Annotated in this window: 17 protein-coding genes; 13 read left to right on the top strand and 4 right to left on the bottom strand. The window is 73.7% G+C overall.

What is annotated here, in order from left to right; translation table 11 throughout:
• Positions 1-183: 183 nt before the first annotated feature.
• From OG625_RS40805 to OG625_RS40795, 3 genes are read right to left on the bottom strand one after another with little or no spacing between them, the layout of a single operon-like run.
• On the bottom strand, positions 184-969 hold the full coding sequence (locus OG625_RS40805) for an ABC transporter permease (protein WP_329391806.1): 786 nt from the start codon (positions 967-969) through the stop codon (positions 184-186).
• Positions 966-1,928 (bottom strand): ATP-binding cassette domain-containing protein, encoded by a 963-nt coding sequence (locus OG625_RS40800; protein WP_329391804.1) that lies wholly within the window; start codon positions 1,926-1,928, stop codon positions 966-968. The genes OG625_RS40805 and OG625_RS40800 overlap by 4 nt, the downstream gene beginning before the upstream one ends.
• Before the next feature lie 36 nt (positions 1,929-1,964).
• Positions 1,965-2,636 carry a DUF4097 family beta strand repeat-containing protein gene (locus OG625_RS40795; RefSeq protein ID WP_329391802.1) on the bottom strand — a complete coding sequence of 224 codons (672 nt, stop codon included), beginning with the start codon at positions 2,634-2,636 and terminating at the stop codon, positions 1,965-1,967.
• Between the two features lie 222 nt (positions 2,637-2,858).
• Here OG625_RS40795 and OG625_RS40790 point away from each other — a divergent pair, with 222 nt between their 5' ends.
• Positions 2,859-3,602: a GbsR/MarR family transcriptional regulator gene (locus OG625_RS40790; RefSeq protein WP_329391800.1), complete on the top strand. Its 744-nt coding sequence runs from the start codon at positions 2,859-2,861 to the stop codon at positions 3,600-3,602.
• 81 nt (positions 3,603-3,683) lie between these two features.
• Here OG625_RS40790 and OG625_RS40785 read toward each other — a convergent pair whose 3' ends face one another.
• Positions 3,684-4,151, bottom strand: a complete 468-nt coding sequence (locus OG625_RS40785; RefSeq protein WP_329391798.1) for a nuclear transport factor 2 family protein — start codon at positions 4,149-4,151, stop codon at positions 3,684-3,686.
• A 97-nt stretch (positions 4,152-4,248) separates the two neighbouring features.
• On the opposite strand from OG625_RS40785, the gene OG625_RS40780 reads away from it, so the two are divergent.
• The 12 genes from OG625_RS40780 to metK all read left to right on the top strand — a co-directional run bounded on the left by OG625_RS40780 (position 4,249) and on the right by metK (position 19,522).
• Positions 4,249-5,802: a class I adenylate-forming enzyme family protein gene (locus OG625_RS40780; RefSeq protein WP_329391795.1), complete on the top strand. Its 1,554-nt coding sequence runs from the start codon at positions 4,249-4,251 to the stop codon at positions 5,800-5,802.
• A 34-nt stretch (positions 5,803-5,836) separates the two neighbouring features.
• Entirely contained in the window at positions 5,837-7,561 is a 1,725-nt protein-coding gene (locus OG625_RS40775) for an FAD-dependent oxidoreductase (RefSeq protein ID WP_329391793.1), read from the top strand.
• On the top strand, positions 7,558-8,370 hold the full coding sequence (locus OG625_RS40770; RefSeq protein ID WP_329391791.1) for an SDR family NAD(P)-dependent oxidoreductase: 813 nt from the start codon (positions 7,558-7,560) through the stop codon (positions 8,368-8,370). Before OG625_RS40775 ends, OG625_RS40770 begins: the two co-directional genes overlap by 4 nt.
• Positions 8,370-9,362, top strand: coding sequence for an aromatase/cyclase (locus OG625_RS40765; RefSeq protein ID WP_329391790.1), 993 nt, complete (start codon positions 8,370-8,372; stop codon positions 9,360-9,362). The genes OG625_RS40770 and OG625_RS40765 overlap by 1 nt, the downstream gene beginning before the upstream one ends.
• Positions 9,363-9,496: 134 nt before the next feature.
• On the top strand, positions 9,497-10,780 hold the full coding sequence (locus tag OG625_RS40760) for a beta-ketoacyl-[acyl-carrier-protein] synthase family protein (protein WP_329391788.1): 1,284 nt from the start codon (positions 9,497-9,499) through the stop codon (positions 10,778-10,780).
• Positions 10,777-12,015, top strand: a complete 1,239-nt coding sequence (locus tag OG625_RS40755) for a ketosynthase chain-length factor (protein ID WP_329391786.1) — start codon at positions 10,777-10,779, stop codon at positions 12,013-12,015. Before OG625_RS40760 ends, OG625_RS40755 begins: the two co-directional genes overlap by 4 nt.
• A gap of 52 nt (positions 12,016-12,067) precedes the next feature.
• Entirely contained in the window at positions 12,068-12,340 is a 273-nt protein-coding gene (locus OG625_RS40750) for an acyl carrier protein (protein WP_329391783.1), read from the top strand.
• A gap of 236 nt (positions 12,341-12,576) precedes the next feature.
• Positions 12,577-13,491 (top strand): aromatase/cyclase, encoded by a 915-nt coding sequence (locus tag OG625_RS40745; protein WP_443067935.1) that lies wholly within the window; start codon positions 12,577-12,579, stop codon positions 13,489-13,491.
• A 21-nt stretch (positions 13,492-13,512) separates the two neighbouring features.
• Positions 13,513-15,318, top strand: a complete 1,806-nt coding sequence (locus OG625_RS40740) for an acyl-CoA dehydrogenase (protein WP_329391779.1) — start codon at positions 13,513-13,515, stop codon at positions 15,316-15,318.
• The gene (locus OG625_RS40735) at positions 15,315-16,211 is read left to right on the top strand and encodes a 4'-phosphopantetheinyl transferase family protein (protein WP_329391777.1); all 897 of its coding nucleotides are present in this window, start codon (positions 15,315-15,317) and stop codon (positions 16,209-16,211) included. The genes OG625_RS40740 and OG625_RS40735 overlap by 4 nt, the downstream gene beginning before the upstream one ends.
• Before the next feature lie 109 nt (positions 16,212-16,320).
• Positions 16,321-18,312: a condensation domain-containing protein gene (locus tag OG625_RS40730; protein WP_329391775.1), complete on the top strand. Its 1,992-nt coding sequence runs from the start codon at positions 16,321-16,323 to the stop codon at positions 18,310-18,312.
• Position 18,313: 1 nt separating this feature from the next.
• Complete coding sequence (metK, locus tag OG625_RS40725) at positions 18,314-19,522, top strand: methionine adenosyltransferase (RefSeq protein WP_329391772.1); 1,209 nt, start codon at positions 18,314-18,316, stop codon at positions 19,520-19,522.
• Positions 19,523-19,535 lie beyond the last annotated feature (13 nt).

The following is a 19,535-nucleotide window of genomic DNA, read 5'->3' as shown; positions in this document are numbered from 1 at the left end:
AACCCGTGCACCCCGAAACGTGCACTGCGGGGCGTGCTACCCGCCTGAGGCCTGATTCACCACGACTGCCCGGACCGGACCCCTCCCCGCACACGAAACCGGCGGCGTACCTCGACGTGGTGTCGGTGTACGCCGCCGGCGGGCGGACGCGTTGCGGGAGGTGGACCCGCGGGGTCACGGCGGTTACTTCGCGTCGGCGTTGAACTTCGCAGTCGACCAGAAGTAGCCGAGGACCGTGAGGCCCAGGCACCAGGCCACGGCCAGCCAGCCGTTGTGGCCGATCTCGGTGCCGAGCAGGAGGCCGCGCAGGGTTTCGATGGCCGGGGTGAAGGGCTGGTACTCGGCGATCGGCTGGAACCAGCCCGGCATGGAGTGGACCGGGACGAAGGCGCTGGAGATCAGCGGCAGGAAGATCAGCGGCATCGCGTTGTTGCTGGCGGCCTCCGCGTTCGGGCTGATCAGGCCCATGCCGACCGCGATCCAGGTGAGGGCGAGGGCGAAGAGGACGAGCAGTCCGAATGCTGCGAACCATTCCAGGACGGTGGCGTTCGTGGAGCGGAAGCCGATGGCCACGCCGACGGCGCCGACGAGGACCACGCTCATCACGCACTGCAGCACGCTGCCGACGACGTGTCCGACGAGAACCGAAGGGCGGTGGATGGCCATTGTGCGGAAGCGGGCGATGATGCCCTCCGACATGTCCGTGGAGACGGACACCGCGGTCCCGATCGTGGTGCTGCCGATGGTCATCAGCAGGAGGCCCGGAACGATGTACGCGATGTACGCGGAGCGGCCGCCGCCGCCGATGCCCGCGCTCATGGTGTCGCCGAAGATGTAGACGAAGAGCAGCAGCAGCATGACCGGCGTGAGCAGCAGGTTCAGGGTGAGCGACGGGTAGCGGCGCGCGTGCAGGAGGTTGCGGCGCAGCATCGTGGAGGAGTCGCGGACGGCGAGGGAGAGGGTGCTCATCGGACTGTCTCCTTGGACTGGGTGGGGACGGTGGTGGTGCCGGTGAGGGCGAAGAACACGTCGTCGAGGTCGGGGGTGTGGACGGTGAGTTCGTCGGCTTCGATGCCGGCGGTGTCGAGCCGGTCGAGGATGGTGCGCAGGTCGCGCTGGCTGCCGTCGCTGGGGATTTGGAGGGTGAGGGCTTCGTCGTTGCGGGAGGCGTCGTGCAGGGTGTGGGTGGCGTTGCGGTAGTCGGCCGGGTGGGTGAAGCGGAGGCGGATGTGGCCGCCGGGGATGAGGCGCTTGAGTTCGTCGGCGGTGCCCTGGGCGGCGATCTTGCCGTTGTTGAGGACGGCGATGCGGTCGGCGAGTTCGTCGGCTTCTTCGAGGTATTGGGTGGTGAGGAAGACGGTGACGCCGGTGGTGACCAGTTCGCGGATGATCTGCCACATGTTGTGGCGGGAGCGGGGGTCGAGGCCGGTGGTGGGTTCGTCGAGGAAGATGATTCGCGGGCTGCCGACGAGGGTCATGGCGATGTCGAGTCGGCGCTTCATGCCGCCGGAGTAGGTGGAGGCGGGCTTCTTCGCGGCCTCGACGAGGTCGAAGCGTTCGAGGAGTTCGGCGGTGACCCGGCGGCCCTCGCTGCGGGAGAGGTGGTGGAGGTCCGCCATGAGGAGCATGTTCTCCTCGCCGGTGATCAGGCCGTCGACCGCGGAGAACTGGCCCGTGACACCGATCGCGGCACGCACCGCCTGGGGGGCGGCGGCCAGGTCGTGGCCGCCGATGTGGATGGTGCCGGTGCCCGGGTCGGCGGAGACGAGGGTGGAGAGGATCTTCACGGCGGTGGTCTTGCCGGCGCCGTTCGGGCCCAGGAGGGAGAAGATCGTTCCTTCGGGGACGGCCAGGTCGACGCCATCGAGCACGACCTTGTCGCCGTAGGACTTGCGCAGACCGTTCGCCGCGATGGCCAGGGTGGTCATGAGGGGTACTCCTTCTGAGGCTGGGGCGGGCGGCTGCTAGATGCTGCGGGCGGTGATGTTGCCGTAGGCGGTGGTGGCGCGGATGTTCAGGCCGGCCGCGGCGCCTTCGGTGTTGGTGAGGGCGTTGCTGATGCGGCCGTAGCTCGTGCCGGCGTCGAGGGAGGCGGAGACTCCGCGGGCGGCGCCGACGGTCACGTCGCCGGCCTGGGTGTTCAGTTCGACCGTGCCGCGGCGGGCCTCGGCGATGGTGATGTCGCCCTTCTGGGTGCTGATTTCGGCGGGGCCGCCCAGGCGGCCGACCGTGACGTCGCCGGCCTGCAGGGTGAGGTGGGCGCCGGCGGTCTCGTCGAGCTTGACCGTGCCGTGCGCGCTGTCGTAGGTGACGTCGCCGAGGCGTCCGACGCCGCGGAACTCGGCGGTGGCCGTCTTCGCCTCGACGCGGGAGCCGGCGGGGAGCTGGACGGTCACCTCGACCGAGCCGGAGTTGCCGAGGATCCGGTTCTTGGCCGGTGCGGCCGCGATCCGCAGGACGCCGTCGAGGTACTCGACCGTGGTCTGCTCCGCGGCCTTCACGTCGCTGCTCTTCGAGGAGTTCGCGGGGAGGATCTCGACGGTGGTGTCGGCGCGGTCCGCGGCGATGAACCGGATGTGGCCGGCGGGGATGTCGAGGACGGCGGCGATCGGGGCGGGGGTCTTGAAGTTCTGCATTGTCTGCTCCTTGGATGCGTTCTTTCCGATGAGGGAAAAGCTACGTTGCATTCAAGGATCGAGCAACGTGTTCGTTGCGTAGGTATTGAATTTATGCAGGTCGGAAGCCAGAAAGTGTTGCAATGGCTTTGAATTCAACGCAATGGTTGCCGGTTGTGCGTTGCAATAGACGGCGAGTGAACGCTATAGTGGGGGCACCCGAGGACCACGAAGGAGATCGCGATGCCGGGAGGCAGACTCACCCAGCAGGAACGTCAGCAGATCGCGCTGGGACTGGCCGACGGCCTCGCCTACGCGGAGATCGCCAGACGGCTCGAACGCCCCACCTCGACCATCACGCGCGAGGTGATGCGCAACGGCGGCCCCACCGCCTACCGCGCCGACCTGGCCCACCGGGCCACCGAACGCCGCGCCCACCGGCGCAGGCAGGCCGCACCCCGGGGGTCGGACGCGCCCCCGCAGCCCCACGGGCGTGACGCCGAGGCGGTGCGCGAGTACGAGGAGACGTTCACCACCGTCCTCATAGCAACGGGTACGCCGAAGATGATGGCCCGCGTGCTGACCTGCCTCTACACCTCCGACGCGGGCAGCCTCACCGCCGCCGAACTCGTGCAGCGGCTCCAGGTCAGCCCCGCGTCCATCTCCAAGGCGATCGCGTTCCTCGAAGGCCAGGGCCTCGTCCGCCGGGAACGCGACGAACGCCGCCGCGAGCGCTACGTCGCCGACAACGACGTCTGGTACCAGTCGATGGTCGCCAGCGCCCAAGGCACTGCCCAACTCGCCGAAACGGCACGTCAGGGCGTCGGCGTCCTGGGCCCCGACACCCCGGCCGCCGTCCGCCTCGAAAACATCGCCCGCTTCCTCGACTTCGTCGGCGAGAGCATCACCCGCGCCGCGGAACAGGCCCGCGAGATCCTCCACGCGCAACCCGAAACGCAACCCGAAACGCCCTCGGGCGGAAACTGACACGCCGAACCCCGGGGGAGGGCTCCGAGATCCTCGGAGCCCTCCCCCGGGGCCCGCCCCGCGCCCGCGCCGCCGGGCCGGCTACGCCAGGTCGTCGCGGGAGACCACGCGGTGGGCCGTGCGCCAGTGGCCGCGGCGGCGGACCAGGGTGTCCTGCATGACGCAGACCCGGTGCACCTTCGGGATGCCGTCGCGCGGGGTCATGTACACCAGCGCGTAGGCGCGCACGTGGACCGTGCCGTCGGGGCGGGGCTGTACGTCGAGCATGCCCAGCCAGTGCCGCAGCCGCTCGCCGGTGCGCTGCGCCAGCTCCTCGTTGTGGCGTACGCACACGGCCAGCGCGTCCCGCCCGCGTACCGGCTCCGGCAGCGTCGGGACGTCGAAGATGGCCTCCTCGGTGAACGTCGCGGCCCACGACTCGGCCCGGAACGAGTCGAAGAGCTGCATCTGGTGCGCGTAGAACTGCTGGATCCCGGCGTAGAGGACGCCGAACTCCGCCTGCTCGCGCGCCGCCTGGTCCATTGCGTCGATCGTCGTGGTCGGGGTCATACCGCACAGCTTCTGCACCGGACATCGAGCCCGCTTCGAATCCTTCTCAAGCGCCCCCTCCGAGGGTGGGGGCACGTCCGACGAGGAGGGCCGTGCCGTGCCGAGCTCCATCACGTACCCGCAGCTGCCCCTCGACGGCCTGCTGCGCCGTGCCGCCGAGCGGGATCCGGACGGGTGTGCGCTGCGTACGGAGGCAGGGGCCGTCTCCTTCGCCGAACTCGACGCGCTCGCCGACCGGTTCGCCGCCTGCGCCGCGCGCCTGGCCGGTGGCCCGGGGGCGCGGATCGGGGTGGGCAACGCGCTGGGGCGGGAGTTCCCCGCCGCCTACTACGGAGCGGTGCGCAGCGGCAACACCGCCGTACTCGTCAACCCGCTGATCAAGGAGGCGGGGCTGCTGCACGTCTTCGCGGCCGCCGGCATCGAGGTCGCCTTCGTGCCCGCCGCCACCGCCGAACTGCTCGCGGGGCTGCGCGACCGGCTGCCCGCGCTGCGCGCGGTGGTCGCACTCGATGAGCTCCCCGCGGAGCCGGCCGGGACGCCGCCCGGCGGCTTCCCCGTGGCCGACCTCGACGCCGACGCCTGCGTCCAGTTCACCACCGGTACGACGGGACGGCCCCGCGGGGTCCGGCTCACCCACCGCAATCTGGTGGCGAACGCCGCGCAGACCGCGGCCGCCCACCGCCTGGGCGACGGCTCCGTCACCCTCAACCACCTGCCGCTCTTCCACACCATGCACCTGAACTCGGCCGTGTTCGCGGGCGCCACCCAGGTCCTGTGCACCGACCCCGACCCGCTGGCCTCCCTCGCCCTCGCCGCCCGCACCGGCGCCACCCACTACTACGGGCTGCCCGCCCGCCTGCACCGCCTCGCCGGGCAGCTCGCGCAGGCCGGCCCGGGCACCGAGGGCGTCCCCGCCGGGGCCGCGCTCACGGCGGTCCTCTCCGGAGGCACCGCGCTCGCACCCGCCACGGCCGGCGCACTCGCCGACCGGCTCGGCGTACCCGTCGTCCAGGGCTACGGGATGGCCGAACTGTCCCCGCTCGCCCACTGCCAGAGCCCCGACGGCGGGCCCGCCGGCTCCGTCGGCCGGGCCGTGCCCGGCACCGAATGCCGCATCGTGGACCTGGACGGCCGGCAGCCGCTGGGCGCGCACACCACCGGCGAGGTCCAGGTCCGCGGACCCCAGCTGATGGCCGGCTACCTGGACGGGGACGAAGACACCGGGATCGACGCCGAGGGCTGGCTGTCCACCGGGGACATCGGCCACCTGGACGCGGACGGCGAGCTGTTCCTCGTGGACCGCATCGGGGACGTCTTCAAGTACGACAACGAACTCGTCTCGCCCACCGCCGTCGAGAGCGTCCTCGCCGAGGACCCGAGGGTGGCCGACTGCGTGGTCACGGGCTGGCCCGACCCCGTCCACGGCGCCGTCACCTGGGCCGGGATCGTCCTGCGCGAACCGTACGAGCCCCGCCTCCTCGACACCCTCGACTCGATCGTGGACGGCGCGAACCGGCGCCTGGCCCGCTTCGAGCGGATCCGCCGCGTCGAGGTCGTCGACGCCGTGCCCCGCACGCCCGTGGGCAAGCCCGAGCGGCGCCGACTGCGCCAGGCCCTGCAGGGCCTCGCCGCCGTCGAAGCCGCTGCCTGAGACACCGGAACCGACCCGAGAGAGAGTGACCGCCATGGTGACGTCCGACCAGGCCTCGGTGCTCGTCGTGGGAGCGGGGCCCGTCGGCCTGACCGCCGCCCACGAACTGGCCCGTCGCGGCATCCGCGTACGCCTCGTCGACGCCGCGCCCGGACCGGCCCGCACCAGCCGCGCGGTCGCCGTCCACCCGCGCACCCTGGAGACCTTCGACCAGATGGGCGTGGCCGAACCGGTCCTCGCGAGCGGCCGGCACAACAAGGCATTCACCATGTACGCCGGCGGCCGCCGCCTGGTGCGCCTGGAGGCCGACTACTCCTCGATGCCCACCCGCTTCCCCTTCACCGTCGTCATCGCGCAGACCCGCACCGAGCAACTGCTGCGCGAGGCCTGCGCCCGGCTCGGCGTCGCCCCCGAATGGGGCGTCCGGCTGACCGGCCTCGACCAGGACGAACACGGCGTACGGGCCCGCCTGGAGCACGCCGACGGCCGCGTGGAGGAGTACGGGACCGGCTGGCTCGTCGGCTGCGACGGCGGCCACAGCACCGTACGCAAGGAACTCGGGCTGGAGCTGATCGGCGAGTCCAGCGAAACCTGGGAACTGGCCGACGCGGACGTCGAGTTCGACCTGCCGCCCGACACCATCTACTGGGTGCACACCGGCGGCCAGGCCCTGATGATGGTCCCCTACCAGCGCGAGGGCCACTGGCGGCTGCTCGACACCGCCCCCACCGCCCGCCCCGGCACCACCGGCGCCGCCCACGACCGCGAGAGCGCCGAACGCTTCTCCCAGCGGCTCAGCGCCGGACTGGGCCGCGAGGTCCGCGTCGGGCAGCCCGAGTGGACCTCCGTCTTCACCTTCCAGCAGCGCATGGTGCCCCGTATGCACGAAGGCCGCGTCTTCGTCGCCGGCGACGCGGCGCACGTGCACAGCCCCGCCTCCGGCCAGGGCATGAACACCGGCATCCAGGAGGCCTACAACCTCGCCTGGAAGCTCGCCATGGCGGCGCACGGCCACGCGGGCCGGGACCTGCTCGCCACGTACGGGGAGGAACGGGTACCCGTCGGGCGCAAGCTGCTCGGCTCGACCAAGCAGGCGACCTTCCTCGTGCAACTCAAGAACCACCTCGCCGGCGTGATGCTCCCCGTCGTCTTCTCCGTCGTGCGCTCCGCCCCGCCGCTGCGCCGCGCCATCCAGCGCAAGGTGCTCGGCGGCATGTCCGGGCTGCTCCTCGGCTACCCCGACTCCCCGCTGACCGGCGCCGACGGCGGCCTGCGCGCGCCCGCCGGATCGCGCGCCGCCGCCATCGCGGCCGCCCTCCCCGAGGGCCCCGCGGCCACCGCCCTGCACGCCGAACTCCGCGACACCCGCTGGACACTGCTGTACGCGCCCGACGGCGACGGACACGGCGGCGGATACGGCGAGGGCGAAGGAGCCGGCGCGACCGCCGAGGCCGCCGCCTCCGCCGCCGCGGACTGGCTCTCCGTCCGGGCCGTCGGCGCCCCCGCGGGCAGTGCGCCCGAACCGCTGCCCGACCCGGACGGAGCGCTGCGCGACGCGCTGGGCCTCGCCTCCGGCGGCTGGGTGCTGATCCGCCCCGACGGCTACCTGGCGGCGAGCGGCCGCCGGCTCACCAGGCGGCGGCTGGAAGAGGCCCTGGCCGCGCTCGGTCCAGTACTCCTCCACCACTCCTCGAACCGGTCCCCAGCGGCCCGGGACACGGTCAGGACAACGACCCGAGTCCTGGAGGGACGACGATGACGGCGACGACGGCGACGACTGACGAGGCGGTGCCCGCCACCCCCGTGGCCCTGGTCACCGGCGCGACCAGCGGCATCGGCCTGGCCGTGGCCCGGGACCTGGGCCGGCGCGGCCACCGCGTCTTCATCTGCGCCCGCGACGCGGCAGCCGTCAAGCAGACCGTCGAGGACCTGCGGGCCGAGGGCCTGGAAGTGGAGGGCGCGGCTGCCGACGTCCGCGTCAAGAAGGACGTCGAAGCGCTCGTCGCGGCGGCCGTCGAGACCTTCGGGCCCCTCAACGTCCTCGTCAACAACGCCGGGCGCAGCGGCGGCGGCCGCACCGCCGAACTCACCGACGAGCTGTGGCACGACGTCATCGACACCAACCTCAACAGCGTGTTCCTGGTGACCCGCGAGGCGCTGCGCAGCGGCGGCCTCGGCACCGGCCCCTACGGCCGCGTCATCAACATCGCCTCCACCGCCGGCAAGCAGGGCGTGGTGCTCGCCGCCCCGTACACGGCCTCCAAGCACGCCGTCATCGGCTTCACCAAGTCGCTCGGCAAGGAGCTCGCGACGACCGGCACCACCGTCAACGCCGTCTGCCCCGGATACGTCGAAACGCCGATGGCCGCCCGGGTGCGCGCCGGGTACGCGGGCGTCTGGAACAAGACCGAGGAAGAGGTCCTGGAGGAGTTCGAGGCGAAGATCCCGCTGGGCCGCTACTCGACCCCCGAGGAGGTCGCCGCCCTGGTGGGCTACCTGACCACGCCGCTCGCGGCATCGATCACGGCCCAGGCGCTCAACGTCTGCGGCGGGCTGGGGAACTTCTGATGACGACCTCCGCCACCTCCGCCACCTCCGCCACCTCCCCGACCTCCGCACCCGAGGCCGGGCGCCTCCACCGCACCTCCCACACGACCGAGGTCGCCGCCCCCGCGGGCGTGGTCTACGGCCTCATCGCCGACGCCGCCAAGTGGCCGCTGTACTTCCCGCCCAACGTCCACGTGGAACGGCTCGCCTTCGACGGAGTGAACGAGCACCTGGCGATCTGGGCCACGGCCAACGGCCGCGCCACCTCATGGACCTCCCGCCGCCGGCTCGACGCGGCCGCCCGCCGGATCGAGTTCCGCCAGGAGGTGCCCGCCGCCCCGCTGTCGGCGATGACCGGCACCTGGGCCGTGGAGGCGCTGGGCGCCGAACGCTCCCGGCTGACGCTCCTGCACGAGTTCTCCGTGGCCGGCGACCGTGCCGAGGACGTGGCCTGGGTGAACCGGGCCACCGACACCAACAGCCGCGCCGAACTCGGCAACATCGCCCGGCTCGGCGAGCGCTGGGGACGGCTCGACGCCCTGGTGATGTCCTTCGAGGACACCGTCCACGTGGCGGCGCCGCCCGAGGCCGTCTACACCTTCCTGGAGCGGGTCGAGGAGTGGCCGAAGCTGCTCCCGCACGTCTCCCGGCTCGACGTGACCGAAGACGGGCCGGTGCAGGTGATGTCGATGGACACGCTGACGGCGGACGGGGCCGAGCACACCACCGATTCGGTACGCGTCTGCTTCCCCGAACACCACCGCATCGTCTACAAGCAGACCCGCACCCCCGCCCTGATGGAGGCCCACACCGGCTCCTGGACGCTGACCGGCGACGCGCACGGCACCACCGCCACCGCCCAGCACAGCGTCGTCCTGCGCGAGGACGCCATCACCGCCGTGCTCGGGGAGGACGCCGACGTCCGCTCGGCGCGCGCGTACGTCCGTACGGCACTGGGCCGCAACAGCACCGCCACCCTCACCTTCGCCAAGCGCTACGCCGAGGGCCACTAGGCCGTCTCCTTCCCGTACCTGCAGGCCCGGACGGGGCAGCCGCTCCAGCCGTCCTCCAGCGCGGTCGTCGACGCTCGGAGACCGGCACTGGCACCGGCACCGGCAGCGGCAACCAACCCGTGGGGGGCAAGGCGATGAGACGCGTGGTCATCACCGGGATCGGGGTCGTCGCCCCGGGCAAGCCCGGTACCAAGGAGTTCTGGTCCCTGCTCACCTCCGGGCGCACGGCCACCCGCACCATCACCCTCCTCGACCCCGCCCCCTACCGCTCGCAGGTCGCCGCCGAGGCCGACTTCGACCCCCTGGAGCACGGCTTCGCGCCGCACGAGGCCGAACGGCTCGACCGGGCCGCACAGTTCGCCCTCGTCAGCGCCCGCGAGGCACTCGCCGACAGCGGGCTGGCCGACGGCGGCCCGGGCGCGGCCCTCGACCCCACCCGCCGCGGGGTCACCCTCGGCAGCGCCCTCGGCTGCACCACCGGCCTGGAACGCGAGTACGCCGAGCTCAGCGACCGCGGCGGACGGTGGCTGGTGGACCACGCCCGGGCCGCCGAGCAGCTCTACGACTACTTCGTGCCCTCCTCGATGGCCGCCGAGGTCGCCCGCGCCGCCGGCGCGCAGGGCCCCGTCTCCCTGGTGTCCACCGGCTGCACCTCCGGCCTGGACGCCATCGGGCACGCCGTCGACCTGGTCCGCGAGGGCAGCGCCGACGTCATGGTCACCGGCGCCGCCGAGGCACCCATCTCGCCGATCAGCCTGGCCTGTTTCGACGCGATCAAGGCGACCACCCCGCGCAACGACGACCCGGCCGGCGCCTCGCGCCCCTTCGACCGCACCCGCAACGGCTTCGTCCTCGGCGAGGGCGCGGCCGTCCTCGTCATCGAGGAACTGGAACACGCCCGGCGCCGCGGCGCCCACGTCTACGCCGAGATCGCCGGTTTCGCCTCGCGCAGCAACGCGTACCACATGACCGGACTGCGCCCCGAGGGCACGGAGATGGCCGAGGCCATCCGCACCGCGCTCGACGAGGCACGGCTGGACCCGGGCGCCGTGGACTACATCAACGCGCACGGCTCCGGCACCAAGCAGAACGACCGGCACGAGACCGACGCCTTCAAACGCAGCCTCGGCGAGCGCGCCCACCAGGTCCCGGTCAGCTCGATCAAGTCGATGATCGGGCACTCCCTCGGCGCGGTCGGCGCCCTCGAAGTGGCCGCCTGCGCGCTCACCATCGAGCACGGCGTCGTCCCGCCCACCGCCAACCTGCACGAGCCCGACCCGGCCTGCGACCTCGACTACACGCCGCTCACCGCCCGCGAGCAGCGCACCGACACCGTCCTCACGGTCGGCAGCGGCTTCGGCGGCTTCCAGAGCGCCATGATCCTGACCCGCCCCGGCCTGAAGGCAGCAGCCGTATGAACACCGCCCTCGCAGACCCCGCCGCCCCCGCGACCACCGCCGTCTTCACCGGCATCGGGGTCGCGGCCCCGGGCGGACTCGGCACCGAGGCCTGGTGGGCGGCCGTCCTGCGCGGCGAGAGCGGCATCGGCCCGGTCACCCGCTTCGACGCCTCCCCGTACCCGGTCCGCCTCGCCGGGGAGGTGCCCGGGTTCGTCGACGAGGACCACGTCTCCAGCCGGCTGCTGCCGCAGACCGACCGGGTGACCCGGCTGTCGCTCGCCGCCGCCCAGGAGGCCCTCGACGACTCCGGGGCCGTGATCGCCGAACTGCCCCCGTACGCGGCGGGCGTGGTCACCGCCAACTCCTCCGGCGGCTTCGAGTTCGGCCACCGCGAGCTCCAGGCCCTGTGGAGCCAGGGCCCGCAGCACGTCAGCGCGTACCAGTCCTTCGCCTGGTTCTACGCCGTCAACAGCGGCCAGATCTCCATCAAGCACGGCCTGCGCGGCGCCTCCGGCGTCGTCGTCTCCGAACAGGCCGGCGGCCTCGACGCGGTGGCGCACGCACGCCGCCAGCTCCGCAAGGGCGCCCGGCTCGTGGTGACCGGCGGCCTCGACTCCGCCCTGTGCCCCTGGGGCTGGGCCGCGCACCTCGCGGGCGGCTCCATGAGCACCGTCGCCGACCCCGCCCGCGCCTACCTGCCCTTCGACGAGGACGCCTCGGGCCACGTGGTCGGCGAGGGCGGAGCGCTGCTCGTCCTGGAGGAGGCCGCCGGCGCGGCCGCCCGCGGCGCCCGCGTGTACGGCAGCCTCGCCGGGCACGCGGCCACCTTCGACGCCTCCCCGCAGGAGCCGCGCCTCGCCGACGCCGCGCGCCTCGCACTCGCCGACGCCGGACTCCGGCCCGGCGACGTCGACCTCGTCTTCGCCGACGCCGCCGGCGAGCGGGCGGCCGACCGGGCCGAAGCCGAGGCCCTCGCCGCCGTGTTCGGCCCGTACGGGGTCCCCGTCACCGCGCCCAAGAGCATGGCCGGACGGCTCTCCGCCGGCGGCGCCGCCCTCGACCTGGCGGCCGCCCTGCTCGCCCTGCGCGACCAGGTGATCCCGCCGACCACCGGCACGGTGCGCCCCGCCGCCGACTGCCCCGTGGACCTGGTCACCGGCACCCCGCGCACCGGGCCGGCGCTGCGCACCGCCCTGGTGCTGGCCCGCGGCCGGGGCGGCTTCAACGCGGCGGCCGTCGTCCGCGCCGCCTGACACGACAGACAGACACAACGGAAGCACGGAAGCACGGAAGAGAGGCAGATTCATGGGACAGGAGCAGTTCGAACTGGCGGACCTGGTCAGGCTGCTGCGCGAATGCGCCGGCGAGGCCGAGGGGACCGACCTCGACGGGGACATCCTCGACAGCGCCTTCGGGGACCTCGGCTACGACTCGCTGGCGATGCTCGAGACCACCGGCCGGGTCGAGCGGGACCACTCCGTGGTGCTCGACGAGGAGGAGCTCGACGAGGCGTACACCCCGCGCCGCTACCTCGACATGGTCAACCGGGCACTGGCCGCCCAGCGCGCCACGGTCTGACCGAGTCACGGTCTGACCGAGCCACCGCCTGACCGAACCACCGTCCGACAGGCCACCGTCCGACCGCGTCGACCCCTACCCGCCCCCTTCCCGACCCTCCCCGATCCGTCCCCGAACCGTCCTCAAGCGGACTTCCAGCCGCCTTCCGGCGGGCTCGGGCACATTCGTGGTCCTAGGGCGAGAGAGGTGGACCGATGTCATTCGAGCGGACACATCACAGGGCTTACACGGTGGACATGGACGCACCCGCGGGCGTGGTGTACGGCCTGATCGCCGACACCACCCAGTGGCCCCTGCTCATGCCGCCCAGCGTGCACGTCGAACGGCTCGACTTCGACGGGACCGAGGACCGGTTCCAGATGTGGGTCACCGCCAACGGCCAGGTGAAGTCCTGGTTCTCCCGCCGCACCATGGACCCCGTCGCCCGCCGCGTCGAGTTCCGCCAGGAGACCCCCGCGGCGCCCGCGCGCAGCCTGGGCGGCAGTTGGACCGTGGAGGAACTCTCCGCCAACCGGTCCCGGCTCACCCTCGACCACGACTTCACCGTCGCGCCCGGCCGGCCCGACGACGCCGCCTGGGTGGGGCTCGCCACCGACACCAACAGCCGCGCCGAACTCGACCGCATCAAGGAGACCGCCGAGCGCTGGGCACGCCTCGATGACCTGATCCTCACCTTCGAGGACACGATCAAGGTCCAGGCGCCGCCGGAGCTCGTCTACGACTTCCTGTACCGGGTCGACGCCTGGCCCGCGCACCTCTCGCACGTCACCCGCGCCGAGGTCACCGAGGACGCCCCCGGCATCCAGCACGTCAGCACGGACACCCTCGGCGCCGACGGCTCCCGGCAGACCACCGAATCCGTACGGATCTGCTTCCCGGCCGCCTACCGGCTCGTCTACAAGGACACCCCGGCCACCCCGCTGTTCGCCGCGCACACCGGCGAATGGTCGCTGTTCCCCGACGAGACGGGCGTCACCGCCGTCTCCCGGCACAGCGTCCTGCTGCGCGAGGAGGCGATAGCCGAGGTGCTCGGACCCGACGCGGACCTCGCCGACGCCCGTGCCTCCGTACGTCGGGCACTCGGCCGCGACAGCACGGCCACGCTGGCCGTCGCCGCACACCACGCGGAATCCGCTGTCCGCAGCCTCTGATCAGGGAGTTGAGCCCCGCACATGACGACCTCCCTGGCCCCCGCCGGCCTGCCCGCCGGCCCATCCGTCGGCTCGCCCGTCGGCCCGCCCCCCGCGACCCGGCCGCAGCTGGGCGCACCCGAGGCAGCCGCGCGCGCCGCCCGCCTCGAAGCGCTCCTCGGAGACCCGCACGACCCCGCCAACCGGCACGGCATCGCCGCCCTCGCCGGCGCCGACGCCCGGCGCCTGCCCCCGGCCGCCACCGAGGAGCTGCTCGCCTCGGCCGGGCTGGGGGCCGAGTTCGTGCCCGCCGGGGACGGCGGCCGGCTCACCCGCGCCGACCTCCTCGCGCAGGTGCTGCGGCCCGTGTTCCGGCGCGACGTGGCCCTCGGCTTCGGGTACGGCATCACCTCGCTGTTCGCCTCCGCCCCGGTGTGGGCCGAAGGCACCCCCCAGCAGCGCGCCGAGCTCGCGGGGGTGCTCCTGGGCGGCGGCCGGGCCTCGATCGTCCACCACGAGATGGCCCACGCGAACGGCATCCTGCGCGACGAGTTCACCGCCGAGCCGGGGCCCGGGGGCTACCGGCTCAGCGGCAGCAAGGACGTCATCCTCAACGCCGCCCGGTCCCAGGCGTACGTGGTCTACGCGCGCACCGCCCCGGCCCGCGGCCCGCGCAGCCACTCGGTCTTCCTGGTCGACTCCGACGCGATAGCGGACGCCCGCGCGACCGGCCGGCTGACCCACCTGCCGCGCGTCACCACGCACGGCATGCGCGGAGGCCTCTTCTCCGGGCTGGAGTTCGACGGCTTCCCGCTGCCCGGGCACGCCATGGTCGGCGAGGAGGGCCAGGGCGTGCCCCTGGCCCTGCGCACCTTCCAGGTCAACCGCTGCCTGATCCCCTCCGTCGCCGTCGCCTCGGCGGACACCGTCCTGCACTCCGCCGTACGGGCCGTCACCGAAGGCCGCACCGCCTCCCTGGCCCGCCGCTGGCACAAGCCGCTCGCCGGGGTCTTCGCCGACCTGCTGGCCGCCGACAGCATGGCCACCGTGTCGCTGCGCGCCCTGAGCCTGCTGCCGGCGCACGTCAACGTGCTGGCCGCGGCCGTCAAGTACGTCGTACCGGACCTGATCCGGGAGAACCTGGAGGAGCTGGCCGGCGTACTCGGCGGCCACGGCTACGTGCGCGGCGACGCCCAGTACGGGGCCCTCGACAAGCTGGTCCGCGACCTGCCGGTGGCCGGCCTCGGACACGCCGGGACCGCAGCCTGCCAGGCCGTCATCGTGCCCCAGCTGCGCTCCCTGGCCGAGCGCTCCTGGTTCCGCATGCCCGAGCCGCCCCCCGGCCTCTTCGGCGGCGGGGCCGCGCTGCCCGCCCTGGACTACCGGCAGCTGGGCATCGCCGGGGGCGACGACTTCCTCGCAGCCACCCTCGTCGGCGCGGCCGACCGGCTCGGCTCGGCCCTGCGGTTCGGCGGCCAGATGGCCGCCCTCGCCGAACTCGCCGACGGATTCGTGGGCGAGCTGCGCGAACTGCGCACCCGGTGCGCGGCCCTGCCCGCGGCACGGGCCACGCTCGCCGGCCCCGGGGTGGCGGTGCTCGCCGACCGGTACGCGCTGATCCTGGCGGCCGCCTCGGTCCTCGGCATGTGGGAGGCGCAGGACGGCACGGACGCCTTCCTCGCCGACCCCGCCTGGGCCGTGCTCGCGCTCACCCGGATCGGCAGCCGCCTCGGCATCGCCGTGCCCGACCTGCCCGAAGGCTGCCTCGCCCAGGTGCTCGACGAGCTGATCCGCCGCCACCGCGCGGGCCGCAGCTACGACCTGGACGGGACGGAGCTCGTCAGATGAACCCGGCCCCGATGAACCCGGCCCGGATGTACCCGGCCCGGATGTACCAGGCCCCCATGAACCCGGCGGCGCCGAACCTGACGGCGGCGCCGCCGCCCGTCCACGTCACCGGACCCGACGGCCCCTGGGAAGAGGTGTCCGCGGGGCTGGAGCTGCGCGGCAGCGTCGTCGTGTACGCGACGTGGGGGGAGTGGCTGACCGCCGCGCTCGCCGACGCCTCGCTGCGCCCGCTGCTCGGCCGCGACTGGCAGCGCTACCGGCGCACCCCCGACGCGGCGGTCCGCTACCGCTTCGTCACCTCCCGCATGGTCGTCAAGTACACGGCGGCCGCCGCCCTGCGGACCGAGCCGGCCGCGCTCGACCTCTCGTACCGGATCGGTGGACGTCCGTACATCCGCGGCATGAGTCAGATCGACCTCAGCCTCAGCCACACCGAGGACCTCATCGCCGTCGGCATCAGCCGGATCGGCCGGATCGGCGTGGACGTCGAACCGGCCGGCCGCCGGATGTCCTACGAGCTGCTGAAGGACCGCGTGTGCATCCCCGCAGAGGCCGTCGAGCTCGAACGGATGCCCCCGGACCGGCAGGCCGCCGAGATGCTGCGGCTGTGGACCCTCAAGGAGGCCTACACCAAGGCGCTGGGACAGGGACTGAGGCTGGGATTCACGGAGTTCGGCTTCGGCCTGGCCGACGGCGCGTTCCTCGGACCCGACGGCACTCGGGCGGCCGGCGCCGGCTCCTGGTGGTTCGCCACGCACCGGGTGCTGGGGCGGTACCTGCTCAGCACCGCCTGTTCCGACACCGGGCTGGACACCGCCCGCGACACGGCCGTGGACACGATGTTCGACGAGGGGTTCATGGGAGCCGTGGAGGCCGAACTCGAAGCCGGCTGAAGCCGTCGCCCCCGACCCGTCCGACCCGTCCGACCGACTGCCCGACCGCCCGCCCGCCCGCCCGAGAAGCCCGATCAGGAACCCACCGGAGAGAGGAGGAAGGAACGCGATGAGCGCGGCCCGCCAGAGCTTCCGCACGGGCACCGGCCCGCGCCCGCTGCCCGTACCCGCCTCGCCCCTCCAACGGGACCTGCTGCTCGACGCGCTGGAGCGCCCGGGCGCCGGGATCCACGCCGGGCAGCTGCTGGTGCGCTGGTACGGGCCGCTGGACGCGGCGCGGTTCGACGCGGCCTGGCAGACCCTCCACGACGCGGACGCCGCCCTGCGCACGGCGCTCGCCGATCCCGCGTTCGCCGATCCCGCGTTCGTCGACCCTGCCTTCGCCGACCCCGTGGGAGAGCTGCCCGCGATGGCCGTCCACCCGCGGGTGGAGCCGCGGATCGCACGCCAGGACCCGGGCGGCGCCGACTGGCACACCCTCGTCCGGAGCGAGCGGCTGCGCGCGTTCGACCTGCGCCGGCCGGGGCAGCTGCGCATCCTGCTGGGGCAGGAGGGCGCGCCGCCCGGGGCCACCCGGATCCTGCTCACCTACCACCACGCCTTCCTCGACGGCCGCAGCGTGCGCGGCCTGCTGCGGGCGTTCCTGCGCGCCTACCTCGCCGACGGCCGGCCGCTGGGCGGCGAGCGCCGGCCCGACGTGCGCGACCACGCGCGCTGGCTCGCCCGCCAGGACACCTCGGCGGCCCGGGAGTTCTGGTCGCGGGCCGCCCCGCCGGCCGACGCCGTCACCCTGCCCGCCCTCCCCGCCCTGCCCTCCGCGACCGGGGCCGACCCGGTCCGGTCCGGCCACGGGTGGAGCCGGGAGCGGCTCACGCCGCCGGAGGTCGTACGGCTGCGGGCCTGGGCGGCGGGTCACGGGGCCACCGAGTCGACCGCCCTGCACGCGGTGTGGGCGCTGCTGCTGTACCGGGCCGCCGCTCCCGCCGAGCTCGCCGACCCGGTGTCCGTCGCCTTCTCCGCGGCCGTCTCCGGCCGGGGCATCGCCCTCGACGGCGCCGAGCTGCTCTCCGGCACGCTGCGCAGCTCCCTCCCGCTGTCCGTGCGCGTACGGGCCTCGATGCCGGTGGCGCTGCTGCTGGAGGAGCTCAGCGGACACGCCCTGGACCGCGCGGCGTACGAATGGGTGTCCGCCGGCCAGATCGAGGAGTGGACGGGCCGCCGCGAGGGCACGGCGGACGCTCCGCCGCTCGTCGAATCCCTCGTCGTCTTCGAGCCGGGCACGGCCGCGAGCGCCGCCGCGAGCGCCGCCGCCCTCGGCGCGGTCGTGGACGAACTCGCCGAAGAGGGCGTACGGGTGACCGCGCCCGAGCTGGTCGAGGGGCACGCCGCGGTGCCGTTCGCCCTCGTCGCCCACCACGACACCGAAGGCGGTCTGGTCCTGACCGGCGGGCACGACCGCGCCCGGTTCGAGGACACCGACGCGGCCGCGCTGCTCGCGCAGGCCGCCCTCCTGCTGAGCGCCCTGCCCGAGGGCCGGGCCGCGCCGGACGTGGCCGGGGCCCTGGAACTGCTCGACGGGGCACCCGTACCGCAGGTGCGGCCCCGGCCGCCCGCTCCGGCGCGGATCCTGCGGCCGGCCGCCCGCCCCGGGGCGGGCACGATCTGCCTGCTCCCGCCGCCGGGTTCGCCGCCCGGCTGCTACGACGGGCTCCCCGAGCTCTACGACGGCCCGCAGGCCCTTGCCACCGTGGGCACCCTGCCCGACGGCCAGGACCCGGCCCGGTGCCTGCGCGCCCTGCGGCCCTCGCTCGCCCGGGGTGAACCGGTGCTGCTCGGCGGCTTCTCCGGCGCGGGCGGCACCGCCCGGCAGGCCGCCGAGCGGGTCGCCGCACACGGCTGGCGCCCGCCGCCGGTCGCCATCGCCGGCGCCGCGGAGGGCGGGCCCGGCCCGCTGCGGACGCTGGCCCGCGCGCTGACGGCGGCGGTGCGGGGCCCAGGTTTCACCTCCGCCTCCCCAGCCTCTCCAGCCCACCCAGCCTCCCGAGACCCCTCGGCCCCCTCAGCTCCCTCAGTCCCCTCCGTCCCAACCCACCAGGAGTGACATGTCCCGCCGTCTGTTCACCTCGGAGTCCGTGACCGAGGGCCACCCCGACAAGATCGCCGACCAGATCAGCGACACGATTCTCGACGCCCTCCTCGCCCAGGACCCCACCTCGCGCGTCGCCGTGGAAACCCTCATCACCACCGGTCTCGTGCACATCGCGGGCGAGGTCACGACCAAGGCCTACGCGCCGATCGCGCAGCTCGTCCGCGAGAAGGTCCTGGAGATCGGCTACGACTCCTCGGCCAAGGGCTTTGACGGCGCCTCCTGCGGAGTTTCCATCTCCATCGGCGCACAGTCCCCCGACATCGCCCAGGGCGTCGACACCGCCTACGAGAACCGGGTCGAGGGCGACGAGGACGAGCTCGACAAGCAGGGCGCCGGCGACCAGGGCCTGATGTTCGGCTACGCCACCGACGAGACCCCCGAGCTGATGCCGCTCCCCATCCACCTCGCGCACCGGCTCTCCCGCCGGCTGTCCGAGGTCCGCAAGAACGGCACCCTGCCGTACCTGCGCCCGGACGGAAAGACCCAGGTCACCATCGAGTACGACGGTGACACGGCGGTCCGCCTCGACACCGTGGTCGTCTCCTCCCAGCACGCCGCCGACATCGACCTGGAGGGGCTGCTGGCCCCCGACGTCCAGGAGCACGTGGTCGAGTACGTCCTGGCCCAGCTGGCGGAGGACGGCATCAAGCTCCAGACCGAGGGCTACCGCCTGCTCGTCAACCCGACCGGCCGCTTCGAGATCGGCGGCCCGATGGGCGACGCCGGCCTCACCGGCCGCAAGATCATCATCGACACCTACGGCGGCATGGCCCGCCACGGCGGCGGCGCCTTCTCCGGCAAGGACCCGTCGAAGGTCGACCGCAGCGCCGCGTACGCGATGCGCTGGGTCGCGAAGAACGTGGTCGCCGCCGGCCTCGCCTCGCGCTGCGAGGTCCAGGTCGCGTACGCCATCGGCAAGGCCGAGCCCGTCGGCCTCTTCGTCGAGACCTTCGGCACGGAGAAGACCGAGATCTCCAAGATCGAGGACGCCATCGCCGAGGTCTTCGACCTCCGCCCCGCCGCGATCATCCGCGACCTCGACCTGCTCCGCCCGATCTACGCCCAGACCGCCGCCTACGGCCACTTCGGCCGCGAGCTGCCGGACTTCACCTGGGAGCGCACCGACCGGGCCGACGCCCTCAAGGCCGCCGCCGCCCGCTGACGGCTCCCCGGCT

It is taken from the genome of Streptomyces sp. NBC_01351, assembly GCF_036237315.1.
GTDB lineage: Bacteria > Actinomycetota > Actinomycetes > Streptomycetales > Streptomycetaceae > Streptomyces.
Note: the sequence above shows the minus strand (reverse complement) of the source record. Positions and strands in the feature narration are given on the sequence as shown.